Annotated in this window: 15 protein-coding genes and 1 pseudogene; 10 read left to right on the forward strand and 6 right to left on the reverse strand. The window is 71.1% G+C overall.

Features of this window, described 5'->3' with window-relative positions; all coding sequences use genetic code 11:
• The first annotated feature begins 264 nt into the window (after window positions 1-264).
• The 5 genes and pseudogenes from HUT18_RS28725 to HUT18_RS28745 all read left to right on the forward strand — a co-directional run bounded on the left by HUT18_RS28725 (window position 265) and on the right by HUT18_RS28745 (window position 4,515).
• Window positions 265-660 (forward strand): cell division protein SepF, encoded by a 396-nt coding sequence (locus HUT18_RS28725; RefSeq protein WP_176103438.1) that lies wholly within the window; start codon window positions 265-267, stop codon window positions 658-660.
• A gap of 300 nt (window positions 661-960) precedes the next feature.
• Window positions 961-2,154, forward strand: coding sequence for an AAA family ATPase (locus tag HUT18_RS28730; protein ID WP_254878847.1), 1,194 nt, complete (start codon window positions 961-963; stop codon window positions 2,152-2,154).
• On the forward strand, window positions 2,151-2,504 hold the full coding sequence (locus HUT18_RS28735; protein WP_254878848.1) for a nucleotide pyrophosphohydrolase: 354 nt from the start codon (window positions 2,151-2,153) through the stop codon (window positions 2,502-2,504). Before HUT18_RS28730 ends, HUT18_RS28735 begins: the two co-directional genes overlap by 4 nt.
• A gap of 373 nt (window positions 2,505-2,877) precedes the next feature.
• Window positions 2,878-3,327 (forward strand): annotated as a pseudogene (locus HUT18_RS28740) (DUF6099 family protein); the annotation flags it as partial.
• 264 nt (window positions 3,328-3,591) lie between these two features.
• Window positions 3,592-4,515: an LLM class F420-dependent oxidoreductase gene (locus HUT18_RS28745; RefSeq protein ID WP_176103439.1), complete on the forward strand. Its 924-nt coding sequence runs from the start codon at window positions 3,592-3,594 to the stop codon at window positions 4,513-4,515.
• A gap of 378 nt (window positions 4,516-4,893) precedes the next feature.
• On the opposite strand, the gene HUT18_RS28750 is transcribed toward HUT18_RS28745, so the two are convergent.
• Window positions 4,894-5,088, reverse strand: a complete 195-nt coding sequence (locus HUT18_RS28750; RefSeq protein WP_176103440.1) for a hypothetical protein — start codon at window positions 5,086-5,088, stop codon at window positions 4,894-4,896.
• Between the two features lie 272 nt (window positions 5,089-5,360).
• Between HUT18_RS28750 and HUT18_RS28755 the strand changes: the two genes are divergently transcribed.
• Together HUT18_RS28755 and argF are read left to right on the forward strand one after the other, a co-directional pair.
• On the forward strand, window positions 5,361-6,596 hold the full coding sequence (locus tag HUT18_RS28755) for an arginine deiminase (protein WP_176103441.1): 1,236 nt from the start codon (window positions 5,361-5,363) through the stop codon (window positions 6,594-6,596).
• A 308-nt stretch (window positions 6,597-6,904) separates the two neighbouring features.
• Window positions 6,905-7,921 (forward strand): ornithine carbamoyltransferase, encoded by a 1,017-nt coding sequence (argF, locus tag HUT18_RS28760; RefSeq protein WP_176103442.1) that lies wholly within the window; start codon window positions 6,905-6,907, stop codon window positions 7,919-7,921.
• Between the two features lie 27 nt (window positions 7,922-7,948).
• Here argF and HUT18_RS28765 read toward each other — a convergent pair whose 3' ends face one another.
• Both HUT18_RS28765 and HUT18_RS34010 read right to left on the reverse strand, forming a co-directional pair.
• Window positions 7,949-8,395, reverse strand: coding sequence for an ATP-binding protein (locus HUT18_RS28765; protein WP_176103443.1), 447 nt, complete (start codon window positions 8,393-8,395; stop codon window positions 7,949-7,951).
• Between the two features lie 353 nt (window positions 8,396-8,748).
• Window positions 8,749-9,447, reverse strand: coding sequence for an HAD family hydrolase (locus tag HUT18_RS34010; RefSeq protein WP_254878849.1), 699 nt, complete (start codon window positions 9,445-9,447; stop codon window positions 8,749-8,751).
• A gap of 775 nt (window positions 9,448-10,222) precedes the next feature.
• On the opposite strand from HUT18_RS34010, the gene HUT18_RS34015 reads away from it, so the two are divergent.
• Genes HUT18_RS34015 through HUT18_RS28780 form a run of 3 tightly spaced genes read left to right on the forward strand, consistent with a single transcriptional unit; the run spans window position 10,223 to window position 13,950 of the window.
• Window positions 10,223-10,561 carry a hypothetical protein gene (locus tag HUT18_RS34015; protein ID WP_254878850.1) on the forward strand — a complete coding sequence of 113 codons (339 nt, stop codon included), beginning with the start codon at window positions 10,223-10,225 and terminating at the stop codon, window positions 10,559-10,561.
• Window positions 10,534-11,499, forward strand: coding sequence for an LLM class F420-dependent oxidoreductase (locus HUT18_RS28775; protein WP_176103444.1), 966 nt, complete (start codon window positions 10,534-10,536; stop codon window positions 11,497-11,499). The genes HUT18_RS34015 and HUT18_RS28775 overlap by 28 nt, the downstream gene beginning before the upstream one ends.
• A 30-nt stretch (window positions 11,500-11,529) precedes the next feature.
• A complete protein-coding gene (locus tag HUT18_RS28780) occupies window positions 11,530-13,950 on the forward strand; it encodes an ATP-binding SpoIIE family protein phosphatase (protein WP_176103445.1) in 2,421 nt (806 codons plus the stop codon).
• Between the two features lie 21 nt (window positions 13,951-13,971).
• On the opposite strand, the gene HUT18_RS28785 is transcribed toward HUT18_RS28780, so the two are convergent.
• From HUT18_RS28785 to HUT18_RS28795, 3 genes are all read right to left on the reverse strand, one after another.
• On the reverse strand, window positions 13,972-15,867 hold the full coding sequence (locus HUT18_RS28785; protein WP_176103446.1) for a hypothetical protein: 1,896 nt from the start codon (window positions 15,865-15,867) through the stop codon (window positions 13,972-13,974).
• A gap of 235 nt (window positions 15,868-16,102) precedes the next feature.
• Complete coding sequence (locus HUT18_RS28790; RefSeq protein ID WP_176103447.1) at window positions 16,103-16,393, reverse strand: hypothetical protein; 291 nt, start codon at window positions 16,391-16,393, stop codon at window positions 16,103-16,105.
• A 114-nt stretch (window positions 16,394-16,507) separates the two neighbouring features.
• Complete coding sequence (locus tag HUT18_RS28795) at window positions 16,508-16,807, reverse strand: hypothetical protein (RefSeq protein WP_176103448.1); 300 nt, start codon at window positions 16,805-16,807, stop codon at window positions 16,508-16,510.
• Between the last annotated feature and the right edge of the window lie 239 nt (window positions 16,808-17,046).

Raw genomic sequence — 17,046 nt, forward strand, 5'->3', positions numbered from 1 at the left:
CCTCACGTGTTCGCGCGGGGAAAGTTCCGCGGGGCGCCGTCGACCCGGCGCGGAACCGGGCCTGGGGAGAGCCGAGTACGGCAGGTCGGCGCCCGCGTACGGAGCGTTCACACGTCGCTCCACGACGGCCGCCGGTCCGTACCGAACGGCTTGGAGTGGTGCATGACACGACCCGGCTCCGTGTCGCAGTTGGGCCGATCGGGTGAGTACGCGTAAGAATTGCGCCGTGCAGACAACCGGGACGAGCCAGGACGGGGTGGGGAAGTGAACGGTCACGACGTCACCGACGAACAGTGGGAGGGCCTCGCCCAGGTGGTGCCGCTGCGCAACGGCGGCGACTGGCCTTCGTGGCCCGGGCACCCCGCACTCGTCGACCCGGGCCGGGACACCGAACTGCGGCGCAAGTTCGTCGTCCTGCGGGTGAACGTTTTCTCAGATGCCCGCGACGTCGCGCAGACCCTCATGGCGCAGATCCCGGTGCTGCTCGATCTGTCCGGCGCGGAGACCGCGGTGGCGCGCCGCGTCCTCGACTTCAGCAGCGGTGTCGTCTTCGGTCTGGGCTGTGGCATGCACCGCGTCGACCGCAATGTCTTCCTGTTGTCCCCGGCGGGCACCGAGGTGCAGGGGCTGATCGATGACGCGAGCGCGCCGGGCGAGTGAGGCCGTCGGTGCCGGGGCATCGGTGTCGCGGTGGATGCCGCGCCCGGCGGCGTGGTGTGAGGCGCGAGGGCTGGGCGTAAGGCGCGCAGGTTGGGCGCGAGGCGTGCGGGACCGGCGTGAAGTGCCGCTTGTGCGCCGGGGGTTGGAGCTGTGTGCCCGCCCGAGGTCGCGCCGGTGCGCACGCGTGAACGGCTTTCGCGCGGGAGCGGGTTCCGCACAGAACACCGGGCTGTCGCCTCTTCGTGGGACGCAACGAGGGCAAAACGGTTCGCCTCGCCGCGCCACGCCTACCGTCCGGGCATGACCTCGACCCCCACCTCCCTCGCGCCGCCCCCACCGGCCGTGCCGCCACAGGCGACGCGAGCGGACCGGCCCACGCTCACCGAGCTGCGGCTGTCCGCTTTCGCCGGTCACCGGCGCACCACCATCCCCCTCGCGCCCCTCACCTTCCTCGCCGGTCCCAGCGGCAGCGGCAAGACCAGCGCGCTGCGCGCCTGCGCCGCCCTGGCCCAACTCGCCTCCGGCACCGAACTCGCCGAGGTCTTCGCGGACCCGGGCGCCTGTGTGCCGGAAACCGCCCGCGCCGACGCCGGTGGCCGCCGCGGATTCCGGATCGGCTGCACGGTCGACGGCCCCGCCGGGCCGGTCCGCCTCGACCTCGCCGTACAGGCCGAACCCGAACTTCGCATCGTCGGCGAACGCCTCAGCCGCGGACCGCTCACCCTCCTGGAGACCGCCCTGCGCGACCCGGGACGCCGCTCGGTCCAGGCCGCCTGGCACACCGCGGGCTCCGCGCCGGTCACGCGCGGACCACTGCCCGACGACCTCCTCGGCACCGCGCTCCTGCCGTTACGGGTGGCCGGAAAGACCGCGGGCCAGCGCACCGTGCTCGCCGCGGCCGAACAGGTGGTGGTCGCCCTGCGGTCGCTCTTCCCCTGCGACCCGTTGCCGCGGCGGATGCGGCGGGTCGTCCCGCTCGGGCCCGGCCGCCTCCTGCCCGGCTGCGACAACCTCGCCGAGGTCCTGCGCCGCACTCACAGCGAGTGCGCCATCCGGTACGGCATCCTCGTCAAGGCCGTGGACTCCGGATGCGCGGGCCGCACCGTGAACGTGCTCACCGAGGAACTCGGCGACGGCCTGGTGCGGGCCCTCCTGGACCGGGGCGAAGGCATCCGCACGCCGGTGGAGCGCCTCGGCGACGGCGAACTGCGCTTCCTGGCCCTCGCCCTCGTCCTGCTCACCGGCCCCGGCGTACTGGACGTCGACCCCGCGGCCGAGGTGCCCGAGGCCCTTCAGACGCTCACCGTGCTCGCCGACGGATTCGACCGGGGCCTGGACCGGCGGCAGTTCGCCCTGCTGCGCGACCTGGCCCTGCAGACCGTCGCACGCGGCCACATCCGGCTGCTCGCCACGGTCACCGACACCTCGTGGGCGGCCGCCGGGGCGGGCGAGCCGAGGGCCGGGGGGATCGCCGTGGTAGACCTGGGGCGGTGAGCGCATCCGAGACACCGACCGGGCCGGGCCTGCCCGAACTGCAGCGTAGACTGGCCGAGTTCGCCGCCCGGCGCGACTGGGAGCCCTTCCACACGCCCAAGAACCTCGCCGCCGCGCTCAGTGTCGAAGCCTCCGAACTCCTGGAGATCTTCCAGTGGCTGACGGCGGAGGAGTCCCGCGACGTCATGCGGGACCCCGGCTCCGCCCACCGGGTCCGCGACGAGGTGGCCGATGTGCTCGCCTATCTGCTCCAGTTCTGCGAGGTGCTCGGCATCGACGTGCTCGCCGCGCTCGAAGCGAAGATCGAGCGGAACGAGGAGCGCTTTCCGGTGGAGGAGCCGGGCGCGTAGGGCCGGAGCGGCGTCCGGCCGCTGGTCGGTCGCCGGTGGGTTGCCGGTTGGTTCGTGCGTGTTCCGGAGCGCGAAGGCCGCGGGTTCCGGGCAGGTCGGGGGTGGTCTCCGGTGGGCGGAGGCCGCTGTCGGCCGGGCCTGGCCGGATCCCAACTGCCTTGTGGGCAGGGGTTCTTACCACATTCGGCAACGGAGAGTAGTCAATATATGTCACTCTCCGGAGTCACAAAGTTGTCCACAAGCAAGATTCTGTCCACAGATTTAGGACGAGCTCTGGCTTTTTGCCGAATGAGCTCTCACTCTGGGTAGTGGCAGGGCGAGTTCGGGTAAACGCTCAGTAAGCATGCGGACAGGGAGAGACGGGGCAAGGCACATGGACGCGGTGCGGCTCATTGGAGTGGGCAGGCGTGCCCTGGCTGAGAGCCACGAGGCGCCGGACATCATGGTGGAGGCCTGGCAGGCGCAATCGCTGGCACAGGCCATCGGAAGCAGACTGGCGGTGGCCGGACCGCCGGAACTGCGCGGCGAGGCACTGGGGTTGAGCGAGATCGGCGGGCGCGGCTGCGGGGCTCTCACCTCGCCGCTGTTCGGCGTCGATCAGATACGCGCGGCCCAGCTCTCGGAGATCTCGGACCCCCGGGAGACGCTCACCGGCCTCGGCGGGCTGCTCGGTGACGTGGGCATCGCACTGGTCCAGGTCGCCTCGACCGCCGACGAGGAGCGGATGTACTGGCAGTGCATGGAGGCCATCGACGCCGCCGACGAATGCCGGGACCGGGTCCTGGAGATGCTGCGCCGTCTGACGGACCGCGAGCAGTCGATGACGAAGTCCGGTCCCGAGCCGGGAGAGGGGCCGCGGTTCGTCTCCGGGGTGCGGACCGTCTCGGGGCGGCTGCCCGGTGACGGCGGGCGCCGCGGGCGCGCCCGCGGCGCGGCACCGGAACGCGAGGAGGCGGTGGAGGTGGAAATGGGGGCGGTGATGGACATACGGCCAAGTGCCGAGCGGGACTGGGTGAGTTGAGGGACACCGCGCCACGCGCCGGTTCACGGCCCCGGGGCGGCGGGCGCCGGAGTGCAGGATGGAGGTATGGATCTCCGCATCTTCACCGAACCGCAGCAAGGCGCCACCTACGACACTCTTCTCACGGTGGCCAAGGCGACCGAGGCTCTCGGATTCGACGCCTTCTTCCGTTCCGACCACTACCTGAGCATGGGCGACTCCGACGGTCTGCCGGGGCCCACCGACGCCTGGATCACGCTCGCGGGACTCGCCCGTGAGACCGAGCGGATCCGGCTCGGCACCCTGATGACGGCGGGCACCTTCCGGCTCCCCGGAGTACTGGCGATCCAGGTCGCACAGGTCGACCAGATGTCGGGCGGCCGCGTCGAACTCGGCCTGGGCACCGGCTGGTTCGAGGCGGAGCACACGGCGTACGGGATCCCGTTCCCGAAGGAGAAGTTTGCCAGGCTGGAGGAGCAGCTGGCCATCGTGACCGGCCTGTGGGGCACCGAGATCGGCGAGAAGTTCCACTACGACGGCACCCACTACCGGCTCAGCGACTCGCCGGGGCTGCCCAAGCCCGCGCAGCCCAAGGTCCCGGTACTGATCGGCGGCCACGGCGCCAAGCGCACTCCGCTGCTCGCGGCCCGGTACGCCGACGAGTTCAACATCCCCTTCGCCTCGATCGAGGACACCGAGCGCCAGTTCGGCCGGGTGCGGAAGGCGGTCGCCGAGGCGGGCCGAGCCGCCACCGAGATGACGTACTCCAATGCCCTCGTCGCCTGCGTCGGCAAGGACGACGCCGAGGTCGCCCGCCGCGCCGCACGGATCGGCCGCCAGGTCGACGAGCTCAAGGCCAATGGGCTCGCGGGCTCACCGGCCCAAGTGGTCGACAAGATCGGCCGGTACGCGGAGGCGGGCTCGCAGCGGATCTACCTCCAGATCCTGGACCTCGACGACCTGGACCACCTTGAACTGATCGCGGGTCAGGTTCAGTCGCAGTTGGGGTAAGCGCCTTCGCGTCTGCCCGATTCACCGGTGTTCTCGCCCGGGCGGTCGCGGGGGGTGGTTCCCGCGGGCCGCTCGGGTCGGTGCCGACCTCGAATGCCGACCCCGAATCCCGCCCCCTATCCCGACCTGGGGTGCCGACCTCGAAATCCGACTCCGGGAGTCCCGCCCAAAAGGTGGCGTAAGAGCCGTATCGGCTGGTGACAGCCCTGAACTGGAGCCGGGTGGGCAGGAGTTCACACCACAGGGTGCTCTCGGGAGCGTGGGCTGTCGCGGCGAGCGGTAATGGTCCGGCAAGGTCATAGTGTGCCCGCGAAAGTACACACTGTGACTCCGTATCACTCCCGTGACTCCGGAGCTGATTCGCCTGGAACAATCGAGCTAGTCGTCCGAGCTGTCCTGTCCACCCCGGCCGCTGCGGCGGCCACGTCCCGCCGCGCGAGCCAACTCGCCCGCCGCCAGGGTCGCCCCGGCCACCGCACGCACCCAGCGTGGCCCGCCTCGGGACGCCCACACGACGCAGACGCATCCTCCGACGGCGAGTACGAGAACAGCGGACAGTACGAGCAGAGTCATGGTCGTCCCCCTTCTTGGTCATCGGTCCACCGCATCCTCTCAGGCGGCGTGCTGGCCGGAACCGATCGCACGGCGCGGTCTCGTTCGATGCGTTCGCCGGGTCGCGAACGCGGCGGCCGTGGTTCGGCGCTTACGGAGTCTGCGTCGGTGAGACGGAAGACTTGCGGTGAGACTCCCCGTGACCCGTCGGACACCCGTGATTTCCGGGGTCTGACCCGGAAGTTTCCGTCGGAAGCCTGCACGGGGCGGGTTCAGGCGGGGAATATGGAGCCATGGGATTTCACGTCGACTCCGAGACAGGGCGGCTGAGCCGCGTCATCCTGCACCGACCGGATCTGGAGCTGAAACGGCTCACGCCCAGCAACAAGGACGCCCTGCTCTTCGACGACGTCCTGTGGGTGCGTCGGGCGCGGCAGGAGCACGACGGCTTCGCCGATGTGCTGCGCGACCGGGGCGTGACCGTACACCTCTTCGGTGATCTGCTCCGCGAGACCGTCGCGCTGCCCGCGGCGCGCGGTCTGGTCCTGGACCGGGTCTTCGACGAGAAGGAGTACGGTCCGCTGGCCACGGACCATCTGCGGGCGGCCTTCGAGACGATGGCCCCGGCGGAGCTGGCCGAGGTGCTGGTCGGCGGGATGACGAAGCGTGAGTTCCTGGAGCAGCACCCCGAACCCACCTCGGTGCGCTTCCACGCCATGGAACTGGACGACTTCCTGCTCGGCCCGCTGCCCAACCACCTGTTCACCCGCGACACCTCGGCCTGGATCTACGACGGGGTCTCCATCAACGCCATGCGCTGGCCCGCCCGTCAGCGCGAGACGGTGCACTTCGAGGCGATCTATCGGCACCACCCGCTGTTTAGCGGCGCGCAGGCCGACCCCTTCCAGACGTGGTCGGAGGGGCAGGCGGACTATCCCTCGACGATCGAGGGCGGCGACGTCCTGGTGATCGGCAACGGTGCGGTGCTGATCGGCATGAGTGAGCGGACCACACCGCAGGCGGTGGAGATGCTCGCGCACAAGCTCTTCGCGGCCGGTTCGGCGCACACGATCGTCGCGCTGGACATGCCCAAGCGCCGTGCCTTCATGCACCTGGACACCGTGATGACGATGGTCGACGGCGACACCTTCACGCAGTACGCCGGACTCGGCATGCTGCGCTCCTACACCATCGAACCGGGCGCCGACGCCAAGGAGTTGAAGGTCACCGACCACCCGCCGGAGCACATGCACCGCGCCATAGCGGCGGCGCTCGGCCTCAGCGAGATCCGGGTGCTCACGGCGACTCAGGACGTGCACGCCGCCGAACGCGAGCAGTGGGACGACGGCTGCAATGTGCTCGCGGTCGAGCCCGGGGTGGTCGTCGCCTACGAGCGCAACGCGACCACCAACACCCATCTGCGCAAGCAGGGCATCGAGGTGATCGAGATCCCCGGCAGCGAACTCGGCCGGGGCCGTGGCGGCCCGCGCTGCATGAGCTGCCCGGTTGAGCGGGAGGCCGTCGTCTGACGGAACGGCGAGAACAGCGACGGCGGTGAGGAAGGCGACGGCGTCGAGGAAGGCAACGGCGGTGACGGCGCTACGGCGCCGACGCGACGGCGGCGACCGGGACCACTGACCGCCGCACATACCAGCCTGCTGCCGCCGCGCACCGCCCTGCTGCCGCCGCACACCGGCCGCCGGCCGGGCGGCGGCAGCGGGGCCGGGCTGCGACTCTGGGAATGGCGTGACGACGGTCACGCGAGCGTTGATGAATAGAAATGTGGATCCCTGTATAGAATTCCAGGGTCCTCAGTCACGCGACCCAGGAGCGCCCGATGGCGACTGCTCTGCCCGACCTCGTCGGCCGCCACTTCCTCAAGGAGCTGGACCACGACGCGACGGAGTTCCGCGCCCTGGTCTCGCTGGCCGCCGAGCTGAAGGCGGCGAAGCGCGCGGGCAGGGAGGAGCGCGCGCTGACGGGCCGGAACATCGCGTTGATCTTCGAGAAGACGTCCACGCGTACCCGGTGCGCCTTCGAGGTCGCCGCGGCCGACCAGGGCGCCTCCACCACGTACCTGGATCCCTCGGGCTCGCAGATCGGGCACAAGGAGTCGGTGAAGGACACGGCCCGGGTGCTCGGGCGGATGTTCGACGCGATCCAGTACCGCGGGGACAGCCAGGCCAAGGTCGAGGAGCTGGCCAGGCATGCCGGGGTCCCGGTCTACAACGGCCTCACCGACGACTGGCACCCCACCCAGATGCTGGCCGACGTGCTCACGATGACCGAGCACAGCCCCCGGCCGCTGGACGAGACCGCGTTCGCCTACCTCGGCGACGCCCGCTTCAACATGGGCAACTCCTACCTGGTCACCGGGGCGCTGCTCGGCATGGACGTCCGTATCGTCGCGCCCGAGGCGTACTGGCCCTCGGCCGAGGTCGTCGCCACGGCGCGCGCCCTCGCCGAGCGCAGCGGCGCCCGCCTCACACTCACCGAGGACGTGACCGAGGGCGTACGCGGCGCCGACTTCGTGGCCACCGACGTCTGGGTGTCGATGGGTGAGCCGAAGGAGATCTGGGACGAGCGGATCGCCGACCTGGCACCGTACGCGGTGACCATGGACGTGCTGCGGGCCACCGGAAAGCCGGACGTGAAGTTCCTGCACTGCCTGCCCGCCTTCCACGACCTCGGTACGGCGGTGGGCCGCGACATCCACGCACGGCACGGGCTGACCTCGCTGGAGGTCACGGACGAGGTGTTCGAGTCGGCGCACTCGGTGGTGTTCGACGAGGCGGAGAACCGGCTGCACACGATCAAGGCGGTACTGGTGGCCACGCTCGGCGGCGGTCGGTAGGGCCGACGGCTCGAATCGACCGACCGCTCAGATCAGCGGCTGCCGCTGATGCGGGATCGCGGGCAGCGTGAACCACACCGCCTTGCCGGAGTCGGTGGGGCGGTGTCCGCAGGACAGGCTCAGGGTGCGGATCAGGAGCAGGCCGCGGCCGTGTTCGAGCCAGGGATCGGGCTCCTCGGCCGGGCCGGGCCGGGACATGTCGCCGGGCGGCTCGGGATTGCGGTCGTGGACCTCCACCTGGCAGCCGGTGGGCAGGACCTCCACGACGAGTTCGATGGGGGCGTCCCCGGTGGTGTGCTCCACCGCGTTGGCCACGAGCTCGGCCGTGAGCAGTTCCGCGGTGTCGCAGTCGGCGCCGTGATCGAGCTGCGCCAGCGCCTTGCGCACCAGGGAGCGAGCGACCGGCACCGCGGCGGCGGTGTGCGGCAGCTCGACGCGCCACGAGGGCGGGCTGGTGAGTTCGTACAAGGCCATGGGTCCGATCAGGAAGAAAACATTTCTGGTACGGGCAAACCTTCGCCCACCTTACGAACCCCGCCGAAAGGGCGGGGAGAGGCTCCCGTCACACACTCGCCGGGACTTTGGTCCCTCCGTCCCCGACTGCTCGTCGCCGGTACGGCACACACGGTCAGAACGCCCTGACGAGCGGCGTACGGTCGCGGCGGTGGTCCGGCCGCCGTGCCGCGCCATCGGCCGGGTTTGGTGGTCCGGCTCACATGTCGCGGCTCCGGCTCCCGCCACGCACCGTGTCCGGGCGCGTACGCAAACATCCACACCGCCCCCTCTCCCGGTCCCGGCCACGAGGAGCCGCACCGGCGCCGCCCCGCTCAGTCCCGCAGCGGGCTGCTGTCCAGTGCCGCGAGCAGCCGGGCCGGGTTCTCGTACACCGCGACGGCGCCCGCCTCGACGAGTTCGGCCTGGCTGTTGCCGCCGGACAGCAGGGCCACGCACTCCACCCCGGCCCGCTCCGCCGCCTCCACGTCCCAGATGGAATCGCCCACGAAGCGGGCATGCTCGGGCCGCACCCCCGCCGCGTCGAGCGCGGCCTCGATCGGCTCGGGTGCGGGCTTGCCCTCGCTGACGTCCTCGGCGGTGGTGGCGCCGAGGATCGCGTCGTCGGCGTTGATCGCGCGGCGCAGGGCGGTCAGTTCACCGCCCTTGGCCGAGGTGGCGAGGTAGATGCGCCAGCCGCGTCCGGCCAGGGTGCGCAACAGGGCCGCGGCGCCGTCCAGGGCCTGGAGCCGCTCGTGCCACTGGGCGTAGACGACGGAGTGGGCCGTGGAGATCGCGTCGCCCTGCTCGTCGGCGCACTTCGGCCCGACCAGGCGTGCCGTCAGACGGCCCGACGGCAGGCCGACGCAGTGGTGGATGGCGGACATCGGCACCTGATGCCCGTACTGCCGGAAGGCCTCCCACCAGGCCACCGTGTGCAGGTGGTTGCTGTCCACCAGGGTGCCGTCCACATCGAAGACCGCTGCCCGCGGCGGATTGCCGCGCCCTGGGTGACGTACTCCGTCGGCGTTCACCTGACCACCTCCCGAGCCCGGGCGGAGGGCACCCGCGTCCACGGCGCACGCGCCGGGCGGAGAGCCTCCGCGGCAACCCCGTGTGCGCCGGGCGGGGGCGCGCCCGGGTCCGCCCTGCCGGACCGTTGTTGTCGTACCCGTCGTGTCGTACCCGCCCTTCGATGGTGCAGGACCGGGGGCCGCCCTCGCACGGCGAATCCGGTGTTCTCTGCCGACGTGCAGGCGGGGGCGGTTGTCCCGCTCCACGGCCCCGCCGTCCCGCGCCCGCCCGACTGCGAGGGCCGGACGGGCATGCGACGGTGGAAAGGAGGCCTTCGGCGCGGGTCCCGGGCGTCCGCCGATGCCCGTCGGTCCCGCAGTGGCTGCCGCCCACGGCCCCAACGGCCCGCCGCAGAGCTCCTGGAGGACACGTGCCGGAAGGACAAGCACCGACTCCGCACCGTCCCGGCCGCCCCGGGCCCACCCGGCCCGAGCCGACACCGCCGTCACCGCCGAAACCGGTGCCCGACGGGCCCGAGCCGGGGCCAGGCCCGGGCCCGTTGCCCACCCCGGACCCGGGTACGGGGCCGCCGCGCCCCGACCCCCATCCGGTACCGCCGGGACCGGACCCCGACCCGGGGCCGGTCCCGCCACCCGAGAAACCGCCCTCGCCGCCACCTGCCCCCCGCCCGTACCGGACCGGCCACAACGACAACGGCAATTGAAGGCGACACAGGCGACACAGGCGACGAAGACGACGAGACGACGAAGACGACGAGACGACGAGACGAGGAAGATGACGAAGTCCAAGGAGTTGATGACGACGACGGAGCCGACAGCGGCGGCCAAGACGATGGACCACCGCAGGGCCCCGGTGTTCGAAGCGCTCAACCGGTACCGCGACGAGGACCAACCGGCCTTCGGCCCACCGGCGCACATACAGACCCGGGGCGCCGATCCGGAAGTGGTGGCGCTGCTCGGGGAGACGGCGCTGCGCGGCGAGGAACTCCTGGGTGAGGCGCTGGAGTTGGCCGCGCCGACCACGGCGGCCATCGAGGAGAGCGACGGGCTGCACGTCAACGACCGTACGGACTTCTGGAGAGGGACATGGCGGACTTTGGCTACACGATGCTGACCGAGCAGGCCGGGCCGCGTGAGCTCGTCGCGCACGCGGTACAGGCCGAGGAGGCCGGATTCGACTTCTCCGTCACCTCCGACCACTACTCACCCTGGCTCGCCGAGCAGGGACACGCCCCCTACGCCTGGACCGTCCTCGGCGCCGCCGCGCAGGCCACCTCACGCCTGCCGCTGATGACCTACGTGACCTGCCCGACCACGCGTTACCACCCCGCCGTCGTGGCACAGAAGGCCGCCACCCTCCAACTCCTCTCCCAGGGCCGGTTCCGCCTCGGGCTCGGCTCCGGCGAGAACCTCAACGAGCATGTGGTGGGCGGAGGTTGGCCCGGTGTCGTGGAGCGACAGGAGAAACTCGCCGAGGCCGTACAGATCATCCGGCAGCTCTTCGCGGGCGGCACCCTCAACCACCACGGCCCGCACTACGACGTGGAGTCCGCGACCCTGTGGGACCGCCCCGAGGAGCCGCCCCCGATCGGCATCGCGGCCTCCGGCAACGCCTCCTGCGAACTGGCCGGTGAACTCGGCGACTTGCTGATCGCGGTCGAGCCGAAGCCCGAACTCGTGCGCGCCTTCGAGCGGTTCGGCGGCGAGGGCAAGCCGCGAGTCGGTCAGCTGCCGATCGCCTACGACCCCGACCGGGACACCGCCGTCAAGCGCGCCCACGCACAGTTCCGCTGGTTCGGTGGCGGCTGGAAGGTCAACTCCGAACTGCCCACCACGGAAGCCTTCGCGGGGGCCACCCAATTCGTACGTGAGGAGGACGTCGCGAAGTCCATCCCCTGCGGCGACGACGTGGATCTCTTTGTGGAGGCCGTACGCCCGTACGTCCGGGCCGGGTTCACCGAGGTCGCCCTGATTCAGATCGGGGGTGACACACAGCCCGCCTTCCTCGACTGGGCCCGCCGCGAACTGCTGCCCGCGCTGCGGCGCCTGTAGCGGCGTGCCCGCCTGTTCAGGAGTGATCGCATGAGCCGCAGTTCCGCAGCCGATGCGCCCGGGCCGCCGGCGCCGCTCAATGGCGCGGGCGCGGTGCTCGTCGACGCCTGGGGCTGCCTCAGGCAGTGGACCGCCTCGGCCGCCGAACTGCTCGGCTACCCGGACGAGGAACTCGGCGGCATGCCGGCCCGCCGTCTGCTGCTGCCCCGGCCACCCGGGCACCAGCGGCCGGACGGCGGCCCGCCGGGGCTGCGTCATCTGTGGCTGCGGCACCGCACCGGCGCCGCGGTGGGGATCTGGGCCCTGCCGATACCGCTCGCGGGCGGGGCGGGCACGCTGGTGCTCGGGCTCACCGAGGAGCAGACGGCCCGGTGGAGCGACGAGACCGCGACCGGCCGCGCCCTGCTCACCCAGGACAGTTGGCAGGTCGCCGTGCACGACCTGGATCTGCGGATCCGGCAGTCCAGCCCGCAGGCGCGCCGCGCGGGCCGGACACCGACGGCGGAGACGGACCCGATCTGCGAGGTCGGCGCCCTGGAGCGGGAGGGCACCGTCGGTGACCTGCTGCACGGGCTCGTGACCAGCGGCGAGCCGGTGGTGGACGCCGGGGTGCTGCTCGCGAACCGGCCCGGTGAGGCGGACCGCTACTTCTCGCTGACCGCCGTCCGGCTCGACGACCACGCGGGCCGCGCCACCGGCGTCACCACCTCACTCGTCGACGTCACCGGACGGTTCCGGGCCCGCCGCCGTCTGGACCATCTCCACCGCGCGGCCCGCGGCATGGGCAGTTCCCTCGACCTGGACCGGACCGCCCAGGACCTGGTCGACGTCCTGGTGCCCGAACTCGCCGACCTGGCAAGCGTGGAGATCGTGGATGCCGTGGCCCGTGGCGCCGAGCCGCCCGCCCGCGCGATCGGCACCGACATCCAGGTACGCCGGATCGCCGTGGCCCACGCCTTCGGACCCTGGCCGACCGAACTGCTGCAGCCGGGCGAGCGCCTGCCACGCCTCGTATCGGGCCCCGCGCTGCGCGAGATGGAGGCGGGCGAAGCGCTGATCACGCGCAGCCGCGCCGAGCATGTCGAGCTCCTCGGCGGAACCGCGGAGAGCGCGGGCATGATCCCCGCGGACATGCACACCGGGATGGGCGCCGTTCTGCTGGCGCGCGGGCGCCTGCTCGGTTACGTCCAGGTGCAGCGCACCCGTACCCCGCTCGGCTTCGAGGAGGAGGACGCCCGGCTCTTCCTCGACATCGTCGCGCGGGCCGCCCTGAGCATGGACACCGCCCGCCGCTACACCCGTGAACACAACCTCGCCGTGCTGCTCCAGCAGAGCCTGCTGCCGCCCGTCACCTCCAGCACACCCGCCGCCGACACCGCGGGCAGCTACCTGCCCGCGGCCGGAACCGCCAGCGTCGGCGGCGACTGGTTCGACGTACTGCCGCTGTCCTCGCTCCGTACCGCCTTCGTGGTGGGCGACGTGATCGGGCACGGCCTCGCCGCCACCGCCACCATGGCCCGGGTCCGTACGGCCGTGCAGACACTGTCCGACCTCGACCTGCACCCCGACGAACTGCTCGTCAGAGTCGACGACTTGATGGCCCGCATCGCGGAGGAGGCCGAGCACTCCGACACCGTCGGCGCCTCCTGCCTCTACGTCGTCTACGACCCGGCCACCGGCCGCTGCCGGCTGGCGAGCGCCGGACACCCCGCGCCCGCGGCCGTCGCCCCCGACGGAACGGTGCGCCTGCTCGACGTCGAACCAGGGCCGACCCTCGGCGTCGGCGGTATGCCCTTCGAGGTCACGGAGGCCGAACTCGCCCCGGGCAGCGTGCTCATGATGTACAGCGACGGATTCACCGACTACCTGCACGGACGGCCCGGACCCGGCGGCGCCGACCTGCTGAGTCAGCTGGCCGCCGCGGACGGTCACGAGCGGTCCCTGCGGGAGATCGGGGACCGCCTCCTCGCCCCGGTACGCGCGGCCACCCGCCGCCAGGACGATGTGACCCTGCTGCTCGCGCGCACCCGCCGGATCCGCCAACAGGACACCGCTGCCTGGCAGTTCCCGCCGGAGCCCGTCGCCGTCGCCGAGGCCCGGGAGGCGGCGCTCGGGCAACTCGACGTCTGGGGACTGAACGCACTCGCGTTCAGCACCGAACTGGTCGTCAGCGAACTGGTCACCAATGTCGTCCGCCACGCGGAGGGCCCCGTCGGTCTGCGCCTCATCCGCGACCAGGTCCTCGTCTGCGAGGTCACCGACACCAGCAACAGCCAGCCCCGGTTGCGCCAGGCACGCAGTACGGACGAGGGCGGCCGCGGCCTGTTCCTCGTCGCCCAGCTCACCCACCGGTGGGGCAGCCGCTACGGCGACTCGGGCAAGACCATCTGGACCGAGCAGAGCATTCCGGAGGACACCTCGGAAGACGACCCGGAGGGCGGGGCGGGCTGACGGCGGCAGCGGGTCAGCGGGTCAGCGGCAGAGCAGCGGGCCGAGCGGCAGGTCGAGCACCGTCGTACAGGGCTTCTCGCCGGACTTGCCGTCGCCCGTGCCGTCACCCTTGTCGGCGTCCTTGTGCTCACCCTTGCGCTCGCCCTTGCCCTGGTCCGGGTTCGCGGGCCGGTCCGATTCCGTGTCGGTGTTCTCGTCGCGGGGCGGCGCCGAGTCGGCGGGCCTGTCGTCGGACGGCTCGGAGGGCTCCGTACGGGACTGGGGACCGCTCCGTCCCTTCTCCCGGTGGGCCCCGTCATCGTCCGTGGCCGCTTCCTCGGCGGCTTCCGGCGAGGGAGAGGCGGTGGCCGGAGCGGCCTTGCCGTCCTGGGGTGCGGGTTTGGTGTCGTGGGGGTGGGTGGGGCTGGGTGCGGGTGTGGGGGTGGTGGTGCGGGTGGGGCGGTGTGCGGTGGTCGGCTGTGGTGAGGGGATCAGGGCCCAGGCGATGAGGGCGAGGGCGGCGGCGAGGGCCAGGGTGAGGAAGGCGGCGCGGCGGCGTCGGCGGGTGAGGCGTGCGGCGAACGCGGCCCGGGTCTTCTCGGGGACGTAGCGGCGGATGAGGAAGCCGAGGAGGGAGCTGAGGAGTTGCCAGCAGATGAGGAGGACGCCGACGAGGGGGAGCAGGAGCAGGATGATCTGCAGGAGGGCGGAGGCGACGCCGAGGACGGGGTGGGGGTTGTTGAGTGCTTCGTCGGCGAGGTTGTGGGTGGAGTCCAGGGCTGAGGCTGTCCATTGGGGCAGGCGGGTGAGGACGATGGCGAGTTGGACGGCGAGGGCGGGCAGGACGGTGAGGACCCAGACGGTGACGACGATTTGGGGCCAGCGTTTGAGGGCGTCGAGGCGGGCGTCGGCGGGTTTGCGCAGGACGGCGTGTTTGAGGATGGGGCCGATGTATTTGAAGAGGTCGGGGATGCCGACGAGGTCGGAGACGATGTAGTAGCCGTCGAAGCGGAGGGTGGGCAGGAGTTGTTGGGCCATCTCGAGGTTGGTGAAGAGGATGGCGGCGAGGATGACGGGGTTGTGGGTGTTGAGGTAGGCGGCGATGAGGGCGAGGACGAAGATCCCGTTGAAGTAGACGCCGCCGAGGTCGGTGCGTAGGCGTCCGGCGCGGCCCAGGCGGTAGGAGTTGGTGACGTCGGTGTAGAAGGCGGGCCAGACGAGGTAGATGCCGCAGCCCATGACGCCGGGTTTGACTTTGCCGTAGCGGCAGGCGGCGGCGTGGCCGCATTCGTGGAAGGCGGAGGAGGTCAGGGTCAGGGTGACCACGATGAGTACGGAGTTGGGGCTGGCCATCGAGGTCGCGACCGCGGTGCCGACGTCCTGGGAGAGGAACACCCACACCTCGCCGACCAAGACCGTGGCCACGACCGCCATCAGTACCAGTGGTGTGAACAGCCAGGCGAACAGGCCCGCGATGAACCACGTCGCCCGCTCGGAGAGCACCGCTTTACGGAACCGCAGGGTCAGGAAACTGTTCGCCTTCGGAATCTCCGGCGGCGAACCGTCGCTGTACCGCGTGATCCCCAACGGCGCCAACTTCTTGTCCATCAGGAAGACGATGTGGTCGGCGGTGAACTCGCGCCCCGTGGCCCGGCCGAGCTGAGCGGCCACCTGCGCCATCGCCGTACGCCCGTCGCCCGAGCCCGTCCGCAGGTGCCGCCGTTCCTCGCGCCCGATCAGTTTGGTGACCTGGTACAGCAGCGGCGGCAGATGAATGACCTGCCCGTCGAAACGGTGCACCAGATGGGGCGGGACGCGGTACCCGGAACCGGTGAACTCGCCGACCAGTTCGGTGCCTTCGGTCAGTCCCGGTACAGGAAGGGCGGCGGGCCGCGTGTTCGGGGGACTGGGCGCTCGCGTGGCGATGGCGATCTCCAACGGTAACGGTGGGTCGGCGCAGACGCGGGCGCGCACACGGCATCGACGCGAACGGGCCCCGGTGAAGAGCCTCACGCCTCGGAAGGAAGGGGGCTTCGGGCAAGCGCATGCGATCCGGCCCCCGGGTCCGTTACGACCCGTGGCCCGAGGCGCTGCTCGGTGCGGGGTCGACGGACGCCGTCAACTACATGCTGTCAGGCCCGCGTTCATCGCCGCGGGGGCCGGTGAGCAACCGTCAGTTGCTGGTTACTGCTGCGGGTACACAGGTGATGGTGCTGCTCGGCGGCTGGCCGAGACCCAGGGCCCCGATGAGACCGCCGGTGCCCTGAGTGGTGGTCGCCTGGCAGGCGTAGGACACCGTGGTGTTGGTGTCGCCCTGGCCACCTCCTTCCGGCGTCGGCGAGTCGGAGCCGGGCGTGGCGTGGCCGGGGCCGTCGAAGCCCAGGTCGACAAGTGAGAGAAGAACCCGCGGGGGGAGCAACTCGCAGTCCAGCGACTCGAGTTCTCCGTAGCTCACGGCGGTCATGTGGAGTTCCTCTGATTCCAGTGGGTCATGAGGTGTTGGGACCGAAGTCGGTCCCAACGGGGCCGGGGAAGGCCCGACGTCGCCGTCGTGCCTTCCCCGGTTTCAAGAGGACCGTCAGTGCGTGGCCGTGGCGGCCGGCACGCAGGTGAGGCTGTTGCTCGGGTTGTTCGAGCCGAGGCCCAGGGCGCCGATGAGGCCCGGGGTTCCGTGAACCTGCTGAGCCTGGCACGCCGAGGTGGAGATGGCGCCGCCGCCGTCGCCGTGGCCGCCGCCAACGGCAGCAGCGCTGGAGCTCGAGCCGCCGTCCGCGCCGCCGCCAACGTTGTTGAACGGAATGACGGTGGACAGGACAGCGCGCTCGGGCAGGAGCTCGCCGGTAAGGCCGTCCAGCTCCTCGAAGGTGATCGCGTTCATGCTTTTCCTTTCCTGGGTCCTCAGGCGGCTTGCCCCGCCCGAGGCTCTGACGCCGTGTGAAACGGACGTAAATGCTGTGCGGTCACGGGCGGTTCACAAGGTTTCACTCTCCTACGCAAACTTGCTGGTCAGCGGCGTTTCGCAAGCAGAATGCGTTGTCTGTTCGTGAAGAGTCGGACGATATGACAAATCTCGCGATAAATTTTGCAACGAAATATTGAAGAGGAAATGAATGCTCA

The organism is Streptomyces sp. NA04227 (genome assembly GCF_013364195.1).
Taxonomy (GTDB): domain Bacteria; phylum Actinomycetota; class Actinomycetes; order Streptomycetales; family Streptomycetaceae; genus Streptomyces.

What these genes read in the sequence shown, in the direction of transcription:
- HUT18_RS28745 (WP_176103439.1), top strand. Translation starts at nt 3,592, where the DNA reads ATGGATCTCCGCATCTTCACCGAACCGCAGCAAGGCGCCACCTACGAC.
- HUT18_RS28775 (WP_176103444.1), top strand. Translation starts at nt 10,534, where the DNA reads ATGGCGGACTTTGGCTACACGATGCTGACCGAGCAGGCCGGGCCGCGT.
- HUT18_RS28765 (WP_176103443.1), bottom strand. Translation starts at nt 8,395, where the DNA reads ATGGCCTTGTACGAACTCACCAGCCCGCCCTCGTGGCGCGTCGAGCTG.
- HUT18_RS34015 (WP_254878850.1), top strand. Translation starts at nt 10,223, where the DNA reads ATGACGAAGTCCAAGGAGTTGATGACGACGACGGAGCCGACAGCGGCG.
- HUT18_RS28755 (WP_176103441.1), top strand. Translation starts at nt 5,361, where the DNA reads ATGGGATTTCACGTCGACTCCGAGACAGGGCGGCTGAGCCGCGTCATC.
- HUT18_RS28780 (WP_176103445.1), top strand. Translation starts at nt 11,530, where the DNA reads ATGAGCCGCAGTTCCGCAGCCGATGCGCCCGGGCCGCCGGCGCCGCTC.
- HUT18_RS28730 (WP_254878847.1), top strand. Translation starts at nt 961, where the DNA reads ATGACCTCGACCCCCACCTCCCTCGCGCCGCCCCCACCGGCCGTGCCG.
- HUT18_RS28795 (WP_176103448.1), bottom strand. Translation starts at nt 16,807, where the DNA reads ATGAACGCGATCACCTTCGAGGAGCTGGACGGCCTTACCGGCGAGCTC.
- HUT18_RS28790 (WP_176103447.1), bottom strand. Translation starts at nt 16,393, where the DNA reads ATGACCGCCGTGAGCTACGGAGAACTCGAGTCGCTGGACTGCGAGTTG.
- argF (WP_176103442.1), top strand. Translation starts at nt 6,905, where the DNA reads ATGGCGACTGCTCTGCCCGACCTCGTCGGCCGCCACTTCCTCAAGGAG.
- HUT18_RS28750 (WP_176103440.1), bottom strand. Translation starts at nt 5,088, where the DNA reads ATGACTCTGCTCGTACTGTCCGCTGTTCTCGTACTCGCCGTCGGAGGA.